Source organism: Desulfurobacterium sp. TC5-1 (assembly GCF_000421485.1).
In the GTDB taxonomy this organism is placed as follows: Bacteria; Aquificota; Aquificia; order Desulfurobacteriales; family Desulfurobacteriaceae; genus Desulfurobacterium_A.
The window spans coordinates 531,701-546,024 of record NZ_ATXC01000001.1; the positions used below are offsets into that span (position 1 = coordinate 531,701).

The following is a 14,324-nucleotide window of genomic DNA, read 5'->3' on the forward strand; positions in this document are numbered from 1 at the left end:
CATGTTAAGAATAGGTATAGGTTACGATGTTCACAAATTAGTTGAGGGAAGACCTCTCATAATAGGTGGTGTGGAAATTCCTCACGAGAAAGGTTTATTAGGCCATTCGGATGCAGACGTTCTTCTCCATGCAATCTGTGATGCACTTCTTGGTGCAGCAGCCCTTGGTGATATCGGTAAGTTGTTTCCCGATACAGATGAAAGTTACAAGGACATAAGTAGCCTTATTCTACTTCAGGAAACGGTTAAAGAACTTTTTTCAAGAGGTTATAGAGTCGTTAATATAGATTCTGTTGTTATCGCTCAAAAGCCAAAGTTGGCACCTTACATTAATGATATGAGAGAAAAGATAGCCTCAGCTGTCGAAGTTCCTGTGAATTGTGTTTCGGTTAAGGCCACAACCACTGAAAAACTTGGTTTTGAAGGGAGAGAAGAAGGAATAGCCGCTCAGGCCGTAGTTCTTATAGAAGGAGGTGAAGGTTGAGTCAAGAACTTGATATTTTTCAGATTGCGGAAATACTTCCTCACAGATATCCTTTTTTACTTGTGGATAAAATTATTGAGTTTGAGCCGAAGAAGAAAATTGTCGGTATAAAAAACGTTACCATTAACGAGCCATTTTTTGTGGGTCACTTTCCGGGGCATCCAATAATGCCGGGTGTTCTTATTATCGAGGCAATGGCTCAGGTTGGTGGTATTCTCATGCTTAAATCGTTTGAAATGAAAGCAGGTGAAGTTGTTATCTACTTTATGGGTGTGGATAAGGCGAGATTCCGGAGGCCGGTTAGACCTGGAGACCAGTTGAGGCTTGTTCTTGAACCTATAATATTGAAGCCGAGCGTTTCAAAGATGAAAGGAATTGCTTATGTTGATGACAGGGTTGCGGCAGAAGCTGAAATTATGGCATCGGTGGTGAAAAAATGAGCGTAAAAATACATGAACTTGCAGTTGTTGAAAAAGGTGCAGAACTTGATGAAGATGTTGTGATAGGTCCATTTTCTTACATTGGCAGGGAAGTAAAGATAGGAAAAGGAACAGTTGTAAAACAGGGAGCTGTTATTGAGGGTAAAACGACAATAGGTGAGAATTGTACTATCTACTCTGCCACAATAGGTGTTCCGCCGCAGGATTTAAAGTATAAAGGAGAACCTTCTGAGGTTGTGATTGGTAATAGAACAGTTATCAGGGAGTATGTAACCATTCATAGAGGAACAGAAGGTGGTGGAATGGTTACTGAAGTCGGTGACGATTGCCTTATAATGGCCTATTCCCATATTGCTCACGATTGTAAACTTGGAAATCACGTTATCCTTGCCAATGTTGCTACACTTGCAGGCCATGTGAAAGTAGATGATTACGCCATAATTGGTGGAATGACCGGCGTTCATCAATTCGTGAGAATCGGTAAACATGTAATGATAGGTGGTGCTTCAGCGGTTGGAAGGGACGTTCCACCTTTTACTGTTGCAATTGGAAATAGAGCAAAGCTTGAAGGAATAAACATTATAGGTCTCAAGAGACGGGGTTTTAAAAGGGAAACTATAAGAGCGCTGACAACGGCCTTTGAAATGCTCTTTAAAACAGACGAACCTTTAAAAGTTGCTATAGAAAAGGTGAGAGAAGAATTTGGCGATATTCCTGAAATAGAAGAGATGTTAAGGTTTATGGAATCAAGTAAAAGAGGTATATGTACAGCCTGAGTCTAAGGAGAGGTGCTATGGAGTTTGAAGCGGTAATAGGACTTGAGGTTCATGCTCAACTTTTAACGGAGACAAAAATTTTCTGTTCATGTAAAAACAGGTTTGGTGATCCGCCAAATACAAATGTTTGCCCGGTCTGCCTCGGGATGCCAGGTTCACTGCCTGTGCTAAATAAAAAAGCTGTTGAATTTGCGGTGAAAGCTGCGTTAGCACTGAACTGTAAGATTAATGGTTATTCAGTTTTTGCACGGAAGCACTACTTCTATCCAGACCTGCCAAAAGCCTATCAGATTACACAGTATGAGCTTCCTTTTGCCGAGCACGGCTGGATAGAGATAGAGAGACCTGACGGGGCGAAAAAAAAGATACGCATTCGCAGAATACACATGGAAGAAGATGCAGGCAAAACCATTCACGGTGAGGGCTTTGATCAGAATTCTTACGTTGATTTAAATAGGGCAGGTACGCCACTTATAGAAATAGTAAGTGAGCCGGATATATCAACACCTGAAGAGGCAAGACTTTACATGCAGAAGTTAAGAGACATTTTGGTATGGATAGGTGTTAATGACGGAAACCTTGAAGAAGGCTCTTTAAGGTGTGACGCTAATGTTTCTATACGTCCTAAAGGGAGCGACAGGCTTGGTACAAGGACGGAGATAAAAAACGTTAACTCTTTTAGATTTATCCAAAAAGCTCTTGAGTATGAGATTGAGAGACAGATTGCTCTTGTTAAAAGTGGTGGTGAAGTTGTTCAGGAAACAAGACTTTACGACTCACAAAAGGGAATTACAAAGACAATGAGAACAAAGGAAGAGGCGGAGGATTACAGATACTTCCCAGAACCAGACCTTCCCCCTCTCATAATAGATTCTCAATGGCTTGATTCAATCAAATCTTCCCTTCCGGAACTTCCTGATGAGACAAAAGAGAGATTCGTTTCAGAATTCGGGATAACCTCTTACGACGCTTCCATTCTTACGAGAGAAAGGGCGCTTGCTGAATTTTTTGAAAAGGCGGCTAACTCTTACAACGGAGAAGCAAAGAAAGTAGCAAACATAATTATTTCTGACTTTTTGGGTGTTTTAAACGAGGAAAAGATCGATATATCCGGTACATCTGTTAAGCCTGAACACATTGCAGAACTTTTATCTCTTGTTGACAAAGGAACGATTTCTCTCAGGGTTGCCAAAGAAGATGTTCTTCCTGAGATGGTTAGAACCGGTAAGCAGCCGTCTAAAATTGTGGAAGAAAAGGGGCTTGTCCAGATTTCAGATGAAGGTGCTTTAAAGCAGATAATCGTTGAAGTTTTGAATAAGAACGAAAAGGCAGTTAAACAGTATAAAGAAGGCGATGATAAGAAAAAGACAAAAGCTGTTAAGTTTCTTATTGGTCAGGTTATGAGAGAAACCAGAGGTAAGGCGAATCCTAAGCTTCTTAATGAGCTTATTCCTGAGGTTCTTGATGAATTGGAATAGTTTAGTTTGGCCCTTCTTTAAGGAGGGTCTTTTTCAGTTCTTCTGCCTCTTTTGAAAGTGAAGGGATGGGAGAGAGGTCGATTACTATGTCTAAAAAATCGGCTGCTTCCTTTAGAAATTTACGGTTTTCAACTGCATATTTGCAGAAATCAAGAAGAGATTGAAATGCCTCGTAGTCAAGACCTCTTTTGACAAGTGCATGAAATAGAATCCTGTACAGCGCAGGATGTTTGACGTAATAAGTGACTTTTTTAAGGTATCCTATAACCGTATCGTAGAAGCCTTCTTCAAGCAAGGTTTGTGAGGTTTCTATGGCTGTATCGATTGCCCTGTTAACGTTACCTAAGTTGTAGTAGATATCAAAGAGTAACATCTTAAGCTGTTTGTTATAGGGTTCCTGTTTTAATACTTCCGTTAGCTTTTTGAGAGCTTCCGGATATTTCTCCTCTAAGATAAGTTGCATTATCTCTAATTTTGGATCAGACCTTGAAACCATACCCTTTCCACATATTTTAAGATGTAAAAATTGTACAGGATTATTTGAGAGAGAGAAAGTGAGTACGGTCAAAGAAATTGACATTGAACAGGCAGTAGACAGGGGATTTACCTTTGTTGATGTTAGAACACCGGAAGAATTTGAAGAGTTCCACATTCCCCGTGCTTATAACGTGCCACTTTTTACATCTGAAGAGAAGAGAATCGTTTCTGAAGTTTACAGGGAAAAAGGTGAAAAAGAGGCGAGGCTCAAAGCTGTTGAAATTGTATCACCAAAGATTCCTTCCATTGTCTCTTCCATAGCAGAGATTAAAAAAAGACATGAGAATATTGTGATCTACTGCTGGAGAGGTGGGCTTAGGAGCCTTGCAGTGGCAACATTTTGTAACCTTGCAGGTGTATTTGTCTTCAGATTAAAAGGTGGATACAGGGCTTTTAGACAGTTTATTCTTAGAGATATGGAGAAAGTTCTTGAGAATAAAAGACTCTACGTTATTTACGGTCCTACCGGTTGTGCTAAAACCTGCGTTTTGAGAAATCTTATAAGACAGGGATTTCCAGCAATTGACCTTGAGGGGCTTGCCGGTCATAGAGGTTCCGTTTTTGGAAATATAGGTCTTAAACAGCCTTCTCAAAAGATGTTTGATGCTCTTCTTTGGGCGAAACTCAGGAAGTTGAAGAATGAAAAGTTTATTATCGTTGAGGGTGAAAGCAAGAGAATAGGGAGACTTTTTGTTCCTGAGCCATTCTGGCGAAAGATGGAGACGGGTATAAAAGTGATGGTTAAGCTTCCCCTTTCAGTTAGAGTTGAATATTCCATGAAAGATTACTGTGTTGGAAAGTATCCACCGGAAGTTTATCTAAAACCTTTAGGAAAGATAAAGAAATACCTTTCGCCAGAAGTATATAAAAAAATAGAAACGGCCATTTTAAAGGGAAAATACAGGGAAGCTGTGGAGCTTCTTATGGTGTATTATTACGATAAGCTTTACAAACGTTCAATGCCAGAAAGCTGCGATATTAAAGTGGCAGCTGGTTCGGTAAAAGAGCTTGAAGATAAAGTTGTCAATCTTTTGCTGTATCAAGGTACTCTTGAAGGATAACTGCTGCAGCAACATCATCTTTTTCTTTTCGATTTTTAAGCGTTTCAATGTTTTCTGCCGTTACGGTTGAGAGGGATTCGTCATGGAACACGATTTCCACATCAATATCAGTTTTTTTCAGATAGCTGGAAAGTTTCTCGGTAAATTTTTCTATCTTTTCTGCTATTTTAGTTTTTTCACCGGTAGCTGAAAGTGGAAGACCAACGACGATTGTTGATATTCCCAGCTTCCGTATGAGCTCTTCTATTTCTTTGAACGTTTCAAGATTTGTTTTCCTGAATATAATTTTTTCTGGTTTTGCAATCACTCCGGAAAGACTTACCGCTACACCTATCTTTTTAAATCCCACATCAAGGGCCAGATACCGCCTCGTTCCTTGCTTTTCCTTCTTTCGCTGTCCCATTTGTGATTACACCTTCTTTCCTGTATTTTAACCTTTGATATTCTTCTTGTATCTGTTTTTCGATCTCTTTCCGTTCTTTGGCAACCTGTATGTAGATTTCAACACGTCTGTTACGTGCTCTTAAGATAGGATTGTTCCACACGTAAAGAGGGCGGGTATTACCGTATCCAACTGCAGTCAAACGATCAGGGGAGATTCCCTTTGATATGAGATATCTTACCACCGTTGTGGCTCTTCTTAAAGAGAGGTCCCAGGCATCTTTTATTCCTGGAATCTTCTTTTCTGGAGCATTAATGTCTGTGAATCCCTCAACGCGGATAGTGTAATTTCCACCAAGCTTCTTAATGGTCTCAGCTATCTGGTCAAGTGTTTTTTTCGCCTGTGGAGTAAGTTCTATGGAATCTTTTTTGAAGAGAATTCTATTGAAAAGTCTCAACATTACGTACTGTTTTGTGACGACTATCTGGTAACCTGATATCGGCAGGAGTCTGGCTAAAATGCGACCAAACTTCCTCGCAAGATCTTTTGTGTAGAGCTTGATAGGTTTAACTACTGAAAATTTCCTGAAGTATTTTGCTCTTTCTCCCTGGAAGTAAGATAAAAACTTGGCTGCTTTTGAAACGTCAAGGCTACTCATAGAGTAAAGGAGAATAAAGAACGTAAGCAGCAGTGACATGAGGTCACTGAAGCTTGTAAGCCACGCTGGAAAGCTTTTACATTCCTCTTTCTTCTTTCTCACCTTTACTCCCTATTGAGGCAGTTCAACGGCTATCTCTATTCGTCTATTTTTTTCTCTGCCCTGTGGCGTGTTGTTAGGTGCTATTGGATGGGTAGGTCCGTAGCCTGCGGCAGAGAGCAGTTTTGGATCGTAACCGCATTTTATGAAGAGTCGTAACACGGCAGTAGCTCTTGCAGCTGAAAGTTCCCAGTTTGAAGGATACAGTTTGGTTCTTATGGGAACGTTGTCCGTGTATCCTTCTATCCTTAACGGAAGTTCAACTGCTTTAAGTTTTTCACACATCTCCTTTATTATCGGGAGAGCACTCTTGTAAGGTTTAGCACTTCCCGGGGGAAATAGTTTTTCCGTGTTAATCCTTATTTTTATTTCTGTCCCATACTTTGCAACACTTGCTTTTATTCCTTTCTTTTGCAGCAATTTGTGGATTTCCGCTATCTGTTTTTCAATTTCTTCTCTCGTTCTCATTTTAGGGTACATTTTTGGAAAATTTACCCCTATCTTTCTTCCTCCAGGGATGCCGCCTTCTTGAAAGATAACTTCTCCGCCAAAGGCAGAGGTAAGTCCTTTTATAACCTGTTTAAACTTTTCAAGTGATATCGTACTCATCGAGTAAAGGAGAATAAAAAATGTGAGAAGTAATGACATGAGGTCACCGAAACTTGTAAGCCACGCTGGAAAGCTTTTACATTCCTGCTTTTTCTTTCTCAAAGGTTACTCCTCTTTGAGTTCAACGCCAAAGAGTCCGCTGAGCTTCTGTTTGAGGATGTTTGGGTTAGAGCCTTTCTCAATAGCCTGAGCAGTCATAAGGTAGGCTTCTTTAAATGTCATTGTAAGGTCTCTGTAGTACTTCAATTTTTTAGTCGTCGGGATGCAGAGAACGTTTGCCAGGATAGCACCGTAAAGGGTTGTAATCATAGCAACGGCCATACCGGGACCAAGAGCCGATGGATCACTCAGGTTTTGAAGCATCTGGATAAGTCCAATAAGCGTTCCAATCATGCCGAATGCGGGAAAAAGATCACCGAGTGTTTCCCAGACGGCGGCTTCTGTCGAAAGTTTCTGCTCAATCTGAGCCATTGCCGCTTCCGCGTTGCTTTCAATCTCCGATATGTCGAGTCCATCTATCAGCATACGCATAACATTACCCAAAAAGGGGTCTCTGGCGTAAAAATCGTCAATGCTCGATTCAAGTGCCAGAATTCCCTCCTTCCGTGCTCTCTTTGCTATTTCTACCAGAAAGTCAATTGTTTCAAGGGGATCCGGCATACCTGGATTGATCGTTTTCAGGAAAGCTTTTAACCCTCCTATGTATTCTGCCATCGGGAAACCGGCCATTGCAGCTGAAAAGCCGCCCCCAACTGTAATAAGAAGAGATGGAATGTTGATGAAAGCGCCTGCACTTCCACCGATGAATATTGTGATAGCAATCAGCAGGAAAGCCGCAACAAGACCTATCAGCGTTGCTATGTCCATAAGAACACCCCGTTCTTTATTAATAGTTATAAATATTTATCGGTTTAAACGTCAAAAATTTTACCTGGATTAAGAATGTTGTTGGGATCAAGAGCCTTTTTAACAGCTATCATCTTTTCTATTGCTTCACCTACTTCAAGAGGTAAGAACTCTTTTTTCATGAAACCTATCCCGTGTTCTCCGGAAACAGAACCTCCAAGTTCTATTGTAAATCTGAATAAGTCTCTTACCGCACTTTCAACTTTTTCTGCTTCCTGAGGTTCAAACATAAAGTTGACATGTATGTTTCCATCACCGGCGTGTCCGAAGTTTACCACCATTAGATCGTACTTGTCTGCTATTTTGTAAGTACCTTTTATTAACTCGGGTATTTTACTTCTCTGGACGACAACATCTTCATTTATTTTCTTTGGTTTTAATTGAACGATTGCAGGTGAAAGTTCTCTCCGCGCTCTCCATATTTCTTCTCTCTCCTTTGCTGAAGTGGCCTTCTTTATTGTTTTTGCTCCTGCTTTTCTGCACACTTCTAAAGCTCTATCTATGAGCATATCAACAATTTCTCTGTATCCGTCTACTTCAATGATAAGAAGACCGCCGGCATCTGTAGGAAGTCCAAGTTTCGCATAGTTCTCTACGGCCACGATAGAATTTCTATCTAAAAACTCTAAGGCAGTAGGAATCACTTTTGCTTTAAACATATCTGCGACTGCTTGAGCTGCCTCTTCGACATTATCAAAAATTGCCATTGCTGTTCTCACATCTTCTGGAGCAGGGATCAGTTTCAAGTAGGCTTTTGTGATGACGGCAAGTGTACCTTCGCTTCCAATTATCAAATCTTTAAGGTTGTAGCCTGCTACACTTTTAACTGTTTTGGCACCAAGTGTTGTTATTGTTCCGTCTGGAAATACTGCTTCAAGCTGAAGGACATAATCCTTTGTTACGCCGTATTTAACGCATCGAGGTCCGCCAGCATTTTCCGCAATATTGCCACCAATTGTCGAATATTTATAACTTGAGGGATCCGGCGGATAAAAAAGCCCCAATTTTTCTACTTCCTGCTGGAGTGTGTAGGTCACGACACCCGATTCTGTCAGGACGCCTAAGTTGTCTTCATCTATATCAATGATTCTGTTCATTTTCTCTGTTGTCAGAACTATACCGCCATTTTCCGGTGCAGCGCCGCCTGTTAATCCTGAACCGGCACCTCTTGGATAAACCGGTATTAGCTCTTCATTTGCAAAAGTGAGTATTTTTGAAACGTCTTCCGGAGTTTCTGGAAACACCACTACATCTGGAACACCTCTTTCACCGGTTGGTGTTGCATCGTAGGAATAACTTATGCAAAAGTCCATGGAGTCTTTAACTTTTTCACTTCTTATTAGAGACTTAAGATGTTTTGTTATGTAATCCTTCCTCTTCATCTGTCCTCCTTAAAATGGCATCTGTCCAGCTTGAAGATGGTATCGGGGAGTTTAACATTTTCCTTCCAGCTCTCTATGATGTAGGTAATATCGCTTCCATCGTCATTTAAAACCTGGAAGGATAACGGAACAGTTTTGTCCTCTTCGAAAACTACTATAATTTGCCTGTAACTTACGTTGTCCTTTAGTGGAACAAGCTCGAAAGCAACTTTATTCTTTAACTTAGCGTCGGATACTATTCTGAAATAGTTGCCAAACTTTTGAGGTGATTCGAGAATCCTGATAATGGGAAGGTAATCAATCCCTTCTTTTAAGGAACTTTTTAAGAGCTTTTTTTCTTCTGGAATGCACGTAAAGACAACTTTACCGTCAGAGACGATTTCCATTTTTGAGTTTTTTGTGTATACCCATTTGAATTTTGACGGTCTTTTGTAATATATTGTGCCTTCGTAGATATCTTTCTCTTTCAAATCCGGATCCAGTCTTGTTATCTGAACAAAAGAGATTTCAAGCGTACGAATCCTTTTTAAACCTTCAATAAATGAGATAAGGTTGTTTTCTGCCTCTGCATTTGTGATTACAAGGAGTACCAAAGCAACCATGAAATATAATAACTTTCTCATCTATCATTCCTCCATGCATATGCCGTATAATTATACTTGACTAACAGTTACGGAGCTAAATATATGAGAATTATCGGCGGAAAGTATAGAGGAAGGCGTCTTTATTCGATGCCTAAAAGAAAGGACACCAGGCTTTTACGACCCACAACAGATAGAGTGAAGGAGTCTGTTTTTTCTATTCTCGATGAGTACCTTGAGGGGACAAGGTTTTTAGACCTATTTGCCGGGACTGGTAATGTTGGTATAGAAGCTATAAGTAGAGGTGTAAGGGAGGTTGTTTTTGTTGAGTCTGACAAAAGATTTTGTGAGCTTATAAAGAAAAACTTGAAGAGCCTGGGTATTTCGCCTGATAAGTACAGGATTATATGTGACGATTTTGTAAAAGCCCTGAAAAAACTGGGTAGAGGCAGTGCTAAGTTTGACTTTATCTACGCTGATCCACCTTACGAGAAAGGTTACTACACAAAAATTGTGAATTTAGTAAAAAATCTCAATCTTCTTGATGAAAATGGTCTTTTAATGCTGGAAGAACCGAAGAAAAATCCTTTTCTGCCGGAAGGTAGTCGATGGATTGTTGAGAGGCGCCATTACGGGACAACAACGCTGACATTTTTAAACTTTTCCCAGCCGGAAGCGGAGGATAGCAATGTTTGAAATCTCTAAAAGTTTTACTTTTTCAGCTGCTCATTCCGTATTTTCTCAGCAATTAAATCCGAAGTGGACAAAAAACACATATCCAAAATGTCGTCGCCTTCCTGGCCACGGTCATAACTACAAACTCACTGTATATCTTGCTTCAGATACTCTTGACAGGTCTCAGATGGTTACTGATTTTGGTCATCTTTCATGGTTCAAACGGTTTCTTGACAGGTGTTTTGATCACAAACTTATTTTAAGCTCTCAGGACGCAGGTAGTATCATGTTTCTTGAAAAACTTGGCATTCTTGAAGATGGGAAAATCGTCCTGCCAGAGATTGAAAAGATGAAACCGTCACTAAAGTTTTACGGTGTAAACAGAAACTTTACTTTTGTCTCTGGAGAAATAGACGTTGAATCTGTTCCTCTTGATAATTTCCACTACCTTACGTTTGACAGCTTCTCCTGTCCAGCTTTCTCTGAAAAGAGTGTGGTTGAGATTGATTTTTACCAGAGACTCCTTGACGGTATTGCCATATTTAGTGAATCGCCAACTTCGGAAAACATGGCTAAATTCTTTTTCAAGTTTATCAACGAAAGTATTAAACCTATGGGTATTGTCTGCAGTAGAGTAACAATACAGGAAACAGAAACGTCTTCGGCTTCTTACACGGAATAAGTAATGGAACTGTTGCTGCCGGCGGGTAGTTTAGCACACACTTTTGCTGCCTTTGATTATGGTGGCGATGCCTGTTACCTGGGTATAGGAAACTTAAATGCGAGGGCTGGGGCTTCCAATTTTACGGTAGAAGATTATCGAAAGGCACTTGCTTTTGCAAGAAGCAGAGAAAAAAAGCTATATATAACCTTTAACACACTATTAAAAAACTGCGAGCTGGAAACCATCTTTAAAACGCTTGATAGCATATATGATCTTTTACCAGATGGTGTTATCGTTCAGGACATCGGTCTTGCCTCTATGATAAAAAGGGAATTTCCCAAAGTTCCTCTAATAGCGAGCACCCAGATGGGTTTTCACAATGTGAGTGGCGTTAAATTTGCCGAGGATTTTGGATTTAAAAGGGTTATTCTTTCAAGAGAGCTTACTTTAAAAGAGATAGAAATTATCCGTAAATCTTCCACTATTGAGCTGGAAGTTTTTATCCACGGTGCTATCTGCTTTTCCTTTTCCGGGTACTGCTTCGCCTCTTCGTTTATAGGCGGAAATTCCGGAAACAGAGGACGGTGTTCTCAGGTATGTCGTATGTTTTTTAGAGGTGACATCGACGGTTTCATATTTAACCTGAAAGATCTTGCAGGCTTCGATTTCGTTAAAAAGCTTTATGAGATCGGAATCGATAGTTTGAAAGTAGAAGGAAGGCTAAAAGATGAGCTTTACGTTGCAGTTAACGCTTCTGTTTATAGAAAATTTATAGATGAAGCGGCCGGAAAGGTAAAGCTGAAAGAATCTGAGAAAGAGGAATTTAAAAAACTTTCTGCCATCGTTTTTTCAAGAAAACGCTGGAGCGGCTATTTTCCTTCAGACCATCCCGAGAACTGTATTGATCCTTCTTTCCCGGGAAATTACGGCCTATTTATTGGAAGAGTGGTGGAATCTAAAGGTAACCGTATAACTGTTGACAGGTTATCCTTTCCTCTGAATAGACACGACGGCATCTTGATTTTTGAGGAAAATGAACCTGTCCCTGTGAAAGTTTTAAATGTAAGGGGAAGGGAGATTACGATTTCTACAAAAAGAAAATTTAAAAAGGGAAGTTCTGTCTATCTTGTCCATTCTGTTAAAGTCCAGAACCGTTTCCCTGTTAGGAATTATAATGTTTCACCTCTAAAACCGACAGTTTGCCTTTCGATAGAGCTTAATTCAGAAACCGTCACGGTAGATGTATTTAATCCGGTCAGGGAGGTGAAAAAACGTTACGTTTTTCCTGTTCAAACTGAGCCGCCGCAGAAAAATCCCATTACTGTTGATGATGTCACCGGTGAGTTTAAAAAGAGCGGTAATTTTTCCTTTGCAGCGTCTGTCGAAAATGTAAAAATTGACGGAAGTTTTTTTATAAGGCGGAGCGAACTTTCAAGTATTAGAAAGAAGATTTTTTCAATTGTGGAGGAGGAGCTTTTCCCTAAAAAAGAGTATAGGTTGCCCGCCTTTACTCATCTAAAAAGGAGAAAACCTTCAGCCGTATTTGTCGTTGATGAAACAAACGCTGCGGAATTTTTGAAGTTTGCCGCTTCAATTGGAAAACCTTTTGTTGTGTTCTTGAAGACCACAAACTTTAATCTTTTCAGAGATTTTATGGCAAATAGAATTTCTGTTGGCGTTGCAATGCCTCTGATCCTTAAAACTTACGAAGAAGAGAGCTTTTATTCTTTCGTTAAACGGGCAGTTAAAGCTGGAATTAAAAACTTTTTGGTATCCCACTATTACGGTTTAAAGATGGTGGAGAAATTTAAAGATATCAATCTGTTTGCCGATTTTACACTCTATACTTTAAACAGGGAGAGTGCTAATTTTCTTAAAAAGAAAATGGACTACCTGACAATAAGTGTTGAGGATGAATTGGAAAATATTATTTCACTTTCAGATTGTGTTGATGTTATTACCATCTATCAGGATACACCTTTATTTCAGTCACAGGTTTGTCTCTATAAAGTCTTTGCCACCTGTCCAGGGGTGAATATGGTTCCTTTTCATATGTGTTTACAAAATTACAGAATAACCAAAATAACCGGAAGGTTTAAAGACAACTTTGAGATCCATTTTGAAAATTGCAGGACAGTTCTTCTGTGGAATAAACCTTTAAATTTAAATAAAATACGCAGAAAAATCCCCTCTTTTATTCCAAGATTTGACTTTGTTTACAAAAAATATTCCTTTAAGGATATGGAAAAAATATTCTCTGGAAAGGTTTTCTCAGGCCATACGGGTAATGTTTTAAGGGGTCTTGCCTGAAAAAATCACGAATAATCTAATATAATTCGGTAAGCATCTTTCTTAGGAGGAGAGAGAATGACAGTTTGTAAGAGCATGTTTAACAAAATGTGTTTGAAAGACATTCCCCCTTCTGAACTTAAGGGAAAAAAAGTTTTTGTGAGGGTTGATTTTAACGTCCCCATAGACAACGGTGTGATAATGAAAGACAAGCGAATCAGGGCTGCTCTTCCAACTATCAACTATCTCATTGACCATGGGGCTAAGATTATTCTCTGCTCTCACCTTGACAGACCAAAAGGGAGAGACCCACGATACACACTTAAACCTGTTGCCGAAAGATTGGCAAGATTACTGGAAAGGTCTGTAAAATTTATTCCTGACTGTGTGGGTGAAGAGGTTGAAGATGCGGTGAACAGCCTTTCAGATGGCGAAGTGGCGCTTTTAGAAAATGTAAGATTTTATCCTGAAGAGACTAAAAACGATGAAGCATTTGCAAAAAGGTTAGCTAAGCTTGCAGACATATATGTTAATGACGCGTTTGGAACGGCTCACAGAAAGCATGCTTCAACCTACGGGATAACAAAATTTGTGAAGGTTGCCGTTGCAGGTTTTCTCCTCCACAAAGAAATTGAATATCTTCAAAAGGTTCTTGAAAATCCCGACAGACCGTTTGTTCTCATTATTGGTGGTTCTAAGGTTTCAAGTAAACTTCAGGTAATTGAGAATCTTCTGAAAGTTGTTGATAAGATGCTTATTGGCGGTGGTATGGCTTACACTTTTTTAAAGGCAGCCGGTTACGAAGTTGGAAAGTCACTTGTTGAAGACGACTTTATAGAAACGGCAAAAGAGATAATGAAAAAAGCTGACAACAACAGCGTAAAACTCTATATACCTGTTGACAGTATGAACGCAAAGGAGTTTAAAGAGAATACTGAAGTTAAACTGACAACCTTTAAAGAGATTCCTGAAGATATGATGGGACTTGATATAGGGCCTGCAACAACTAAACTTTTTGAAGAAGCCATGGCAGATGCAAAGACGATAGTCTGGAACGGCCCTATGGGTGTTTTCGAAATGGAAAAGTTCAGGTTTGGAACAATGGAGATAGGAAAGCTGGTTGCATCTAAAAAAGAAGCTCTAACAATCGTCGGTGGTGGAGACAGCGTTGCAGCACTTGAGCTTCTGGGACTTGAACACTCTGTTGATCATGCCTCAACAGGTGGTGGTGCATTTCTTGAGTTTCTTGCAGGAAAAGAACTTCCTGGCGTAATAGCTCTTTCTAATAGAAATTAAAAAGGGG

16 protein-coding genes are annotated in these 14,324 nt (G+C 39.8%); 9 read left to right on the forward strand and 7 right to left on the reverse strand.

The window, feature by feature from the left end; genetic code table 11:
- The first annotated feature begins 1 nt into the window (after position 1).
- From ispF to gatB, 4 genes are read left to right on the forward strand one after another with little or no spacing between them, the layout of a single operon-like run.
- Positions 2–484, forward strand: a complete 483-nt coding sequence (gene ispF, locus H153_RS0102640; protein WP_022846591.1) for a 2-C-methyl-D-erythritol 2,4-cyclodiphosphate synthase — start codon at positions 2–4, stop codon at positions 482–484.
- A complete protein-coding gene (gene fabZ / locus H153_RS0102645) occupies positions 481–924 on the forward strand; it encodes a 3-hydroxyacyl-ACP dehydratase FabZ (protein WP_022846592.1) in 444 nt (147 codons plus the stop codon). The genes ispF and fabZ overlap by 4 nt, the downstream gene beginning before the upstream one ends.
- Entirely contained in the window at positions 921–1,700 is a 780-nt protein-coding gene (gene lpxA / locus H153_RS0102650; RefSeq protein WP_022846593.1) for an acyl-ACP--UDP-N-acetylglucosamine O-acyltransferase, read from the forward strand. Before fabZ ends, lpxA begins: the two co-directional genes overlap by 4 nt.
- A gap of 17 nt (positions 1,701–1,717) precedes the next feature.
- Complete coding sequence (gene gatB / locus H153_RS0102655; protein ID WP_022846594.1) at positions 1,718–3,178, forward strand: Asp-tRNA(Asn)/Glu-tRNA(Gln) amidotransferase subunit GatB; 1,461 nt, start codon at positions 1,718–1,720, stop codon at positions 3,176–3,178.
- A gap of 1 nt (position 3,179) precedes the next feature.
- On the opposite strand, the gene H153_RS0102660 is transcribed toward gatB, so the two are convergent.
- Positions 3,180–3,674 carry a tetratricopeptide repeat protein gene (locus H153_RS0102660; RefSeq protein WP_022846595.1) on the reverse strand — a complete coding sequence of 165 codons (495 nt, stop codon included), beginning with the start codon at positions 3,672–3,674 and terminating at the stop codon, positions 3,180–3,182.
- Between the two features lie 58 nt (positions 3,675–3,732).
- On the opposite strand from H153_RS0102660, the gene mnmH reads away from it, so the two are divergent.
- Positions 3,733–4,776 (forward strand): tRNA 2-selenouridine(34) synthase MnmH, encoded by a 1,044-nt coding sequence (mnmH, locus tag H153_RS0102665; protein ID WP_022846596.1) that lies wholly within the window; start codon positions 3,733–3,735, stop codon positions 4,774–4,776.
- Here the strand turns inward: mnmH and ruvX are convergent.
- Genes ruvX through H153_RS0102695 form a run of 6 tightly spaced genes read right to left on the reverse strand, consistent with a single transcriptional unit; the run spans position 4,739 to position 9,435 of the window.
- Entirely contained in the window at positions 4,739–5,179 is a 441-nt protein-coding gene (gene ruvX, locus H153_RS0102670) for a Holliday junction resolvase RuvX (protein WP_022846597.1), read from the reverse strand. The genes mnmH and ruvX overlap by 38 nt on opposite strands.
- The gene (locus H153_RS09085) at positions 5,127–5,918 is read right to left on the reverse strand and encodes a flagellar motor protein MotB (protein WP_022846598.1); all 792 of its coding nucleotides are present in this window, start codon (positions 5,916–5,918) and stop codon (positions 5,127–5,129) included. The genes ruvX and H153_RS09085 overlap by 53 nt, the downstream gene beginning before the upstream one ends.
- 9 nt (positions 5,919–5,927) lie before the next feature.
- Entirely contained in the window at positions 5,928–6,626 is a 699-nt protein-coding gene (locus H153_RS0102680) for a flagellar motor protein MotB (protein ID WP_022846599.1), read from the reverse strand.
- Positions 6,627–6,629: 3 nt separating this feature from the next.
- Positions 6,630–7,391 (reverse strand): motility protein A, encoded by a 762-nt coding sequence (locus H153_RS0102685; protein WP_022846600.1) that lies wholly within the window; start codon positions 7,389–7,391, stop codon positions 6,630–6,632.
- A gap of 44 nt (positions 7,392–7,435) precedes the next feature.
- Positions 7,436–8,812 (reverse strand): FAD-linked oxidase C-terminal domain-containing protein, encoded by a 1,377-nt coding sequence (locus H153_RS0102690; protein WP_022846601.1) that lies wholly within the window; start codon positions 8,810–8,812, stop codon positions 7,436–7,438.
- A complete protein-coding gene (locus H153_RS0102695; RefSeq protein WP_022846602.1) occupies positions 8,809–9,435 on the reverse strand; it encodes an outer membrane lipoprotein carrier protein LolA in 627 nt (208 codons plus the stop codon). Before H153_RS0102695 ends, H153_RS0102690 begins: the two co-directional genes overlap by 4 nt.
- A gap of 63 nt (positions 9,436–9,498) precedes the next feature.
- Here H153_RS0102695 and rsmD point away from each other — a divergent pair, with 63 nt between their 5' ends.
- Genes rsmD through H153_RS0102715 form a run of 4 tightly spaced genes read left to right on the forward strand, consistent with a single transcriptional unit; the run spans position 9,499 to position 14,317 of the window.
- Positions 9,499–10,089 (forward strand): 16S rRNA (guanine(966)-N(2))-methyltransferase RsmD, encoded by a 591-nt coding sequence (gene rsmD / locus H153_RS0102700; protein WP_022846603.1) that lies wholly within the window; start codon positions 9,499–9,501, stop codon positions 10,087–10,089.
- Positions 10,082–10,750 carry a 6-carboxytetrahydropterin synthase gene (locus tag H153_RS0102705; RefSeq protein WP_022846604.1) on the forward strand — a complete coding sequence of 223 codons (669 nt, stop codon included), beginning with the start codon at positions 10,082–10,084 and terminating at the stop codon, positions 10,748–10,750. The genes rsmD and H153_RS0102705 overlap by 8 nt, the downstream gene beginning before the upstream one ends.
- A gap of 3 nt (positions 10,751–10,753) precedes the next feature.
- Entirely contained in the window at positions 10,754–13,042 is a 2,289-nt protein-coding gene (locus H153_RS09825) for a peptidase U32 family protein (protein ID WP_022846605.1), read from the forward strand.
- A gap of 57 nt (positions 13,043–13,099) precedes the next feature.
- Positions 13,100–14,317 (forward strand): phosphoglycerate kinase, encoded by a 1,218-nt coding sequence (locus H153_RS0102715; RefSeq protein ID WP_022846606.1) that lies wholly within the window; start codon positions 13,100–13,102, stop codon positions 14,315–14,317.
- Positions 14,318–14,324: the final 7 nt, after the last annotated feature.

Coding starts and splice junctions, on each gene's coding strand:
- ispF (WP_022846591.1), top strand. CDS start 2: ATGTTAAGAATAGGTATAGGTTACGATGTTCACAAATTAGTTGAGGGA.
- lpxA (WP_022846593.1), top strand. CDS start 921: ATGAGCGTAAAAATACATGAACTTGCAGTTGTTGAAAAAGGTGCAGAA.
- gatB (WP_022846594.1), top strand. CDS start 1,718: ATGGAGTTTGAAGCGGTAATAGGACTTGAGGTTCATGCTCAACTTTTA.
- H153_RS0102660 (WP_022846595.1), bottom strand. CDS start 3,674: ATGGTTTCAAGGTCTGATCCAAAATTAGAGATAATGCAACTTATCTTA.
- ruvX (WP_022846597.1), bottom strand. CDS start 5,179: ATGGGACAGCGAAAGAAGGAAAAGCAAGGAACGAGGCGGTATCTGGCC.
- H153_RS0102685 (WP_022846600.1), bottom strand. CDS start 7,391: ATGGACATAGCAACGCTGATAGGTCTTGTTGCGGCTTTCCTGCTGATT.
- H153_RS0102690 (WP_022846601.1), bottom strand. CDS start 8,812: ATGAAGAGGAAGGATTACATAACAAAACATCTTAAGTCTCTAATAAGA.
- H153_RS0102695 (WP_022846602.1), bottom strand. CDS start 9,435: ATGAGAAAGTTATTATATTTCATGGTTGCTTTGGTACTCCTTGTAATC.
- rsmD (WP_022846603.1), top strand. CDS start 9,499: ATGAGAATTATCGGCGGAAAGTATAGAGGAAGGCGTCTTTATTCGATG.
- H153_RS0102705 (WP_022846604.1), top strand. CDS start 10,082: ATGTTTGAAATCTCTAAAAGTTTTACTTTTTCAGCTGCTCATTCCGTA.
- H153_RS09825 (WP_022846605.1), top strand. CDS start 10,754: ATGGAACTGTTGCTGCCGGCGGGTAGTTTAGCACACACTTTTGCTGCC.
- H153_RS0102715 (WP_022846606.1), top strand. CDS start 13,100: ATGACAGTTTGTAAGAGCATGTTTAACAAAATGTGTTTGAAAGACATT.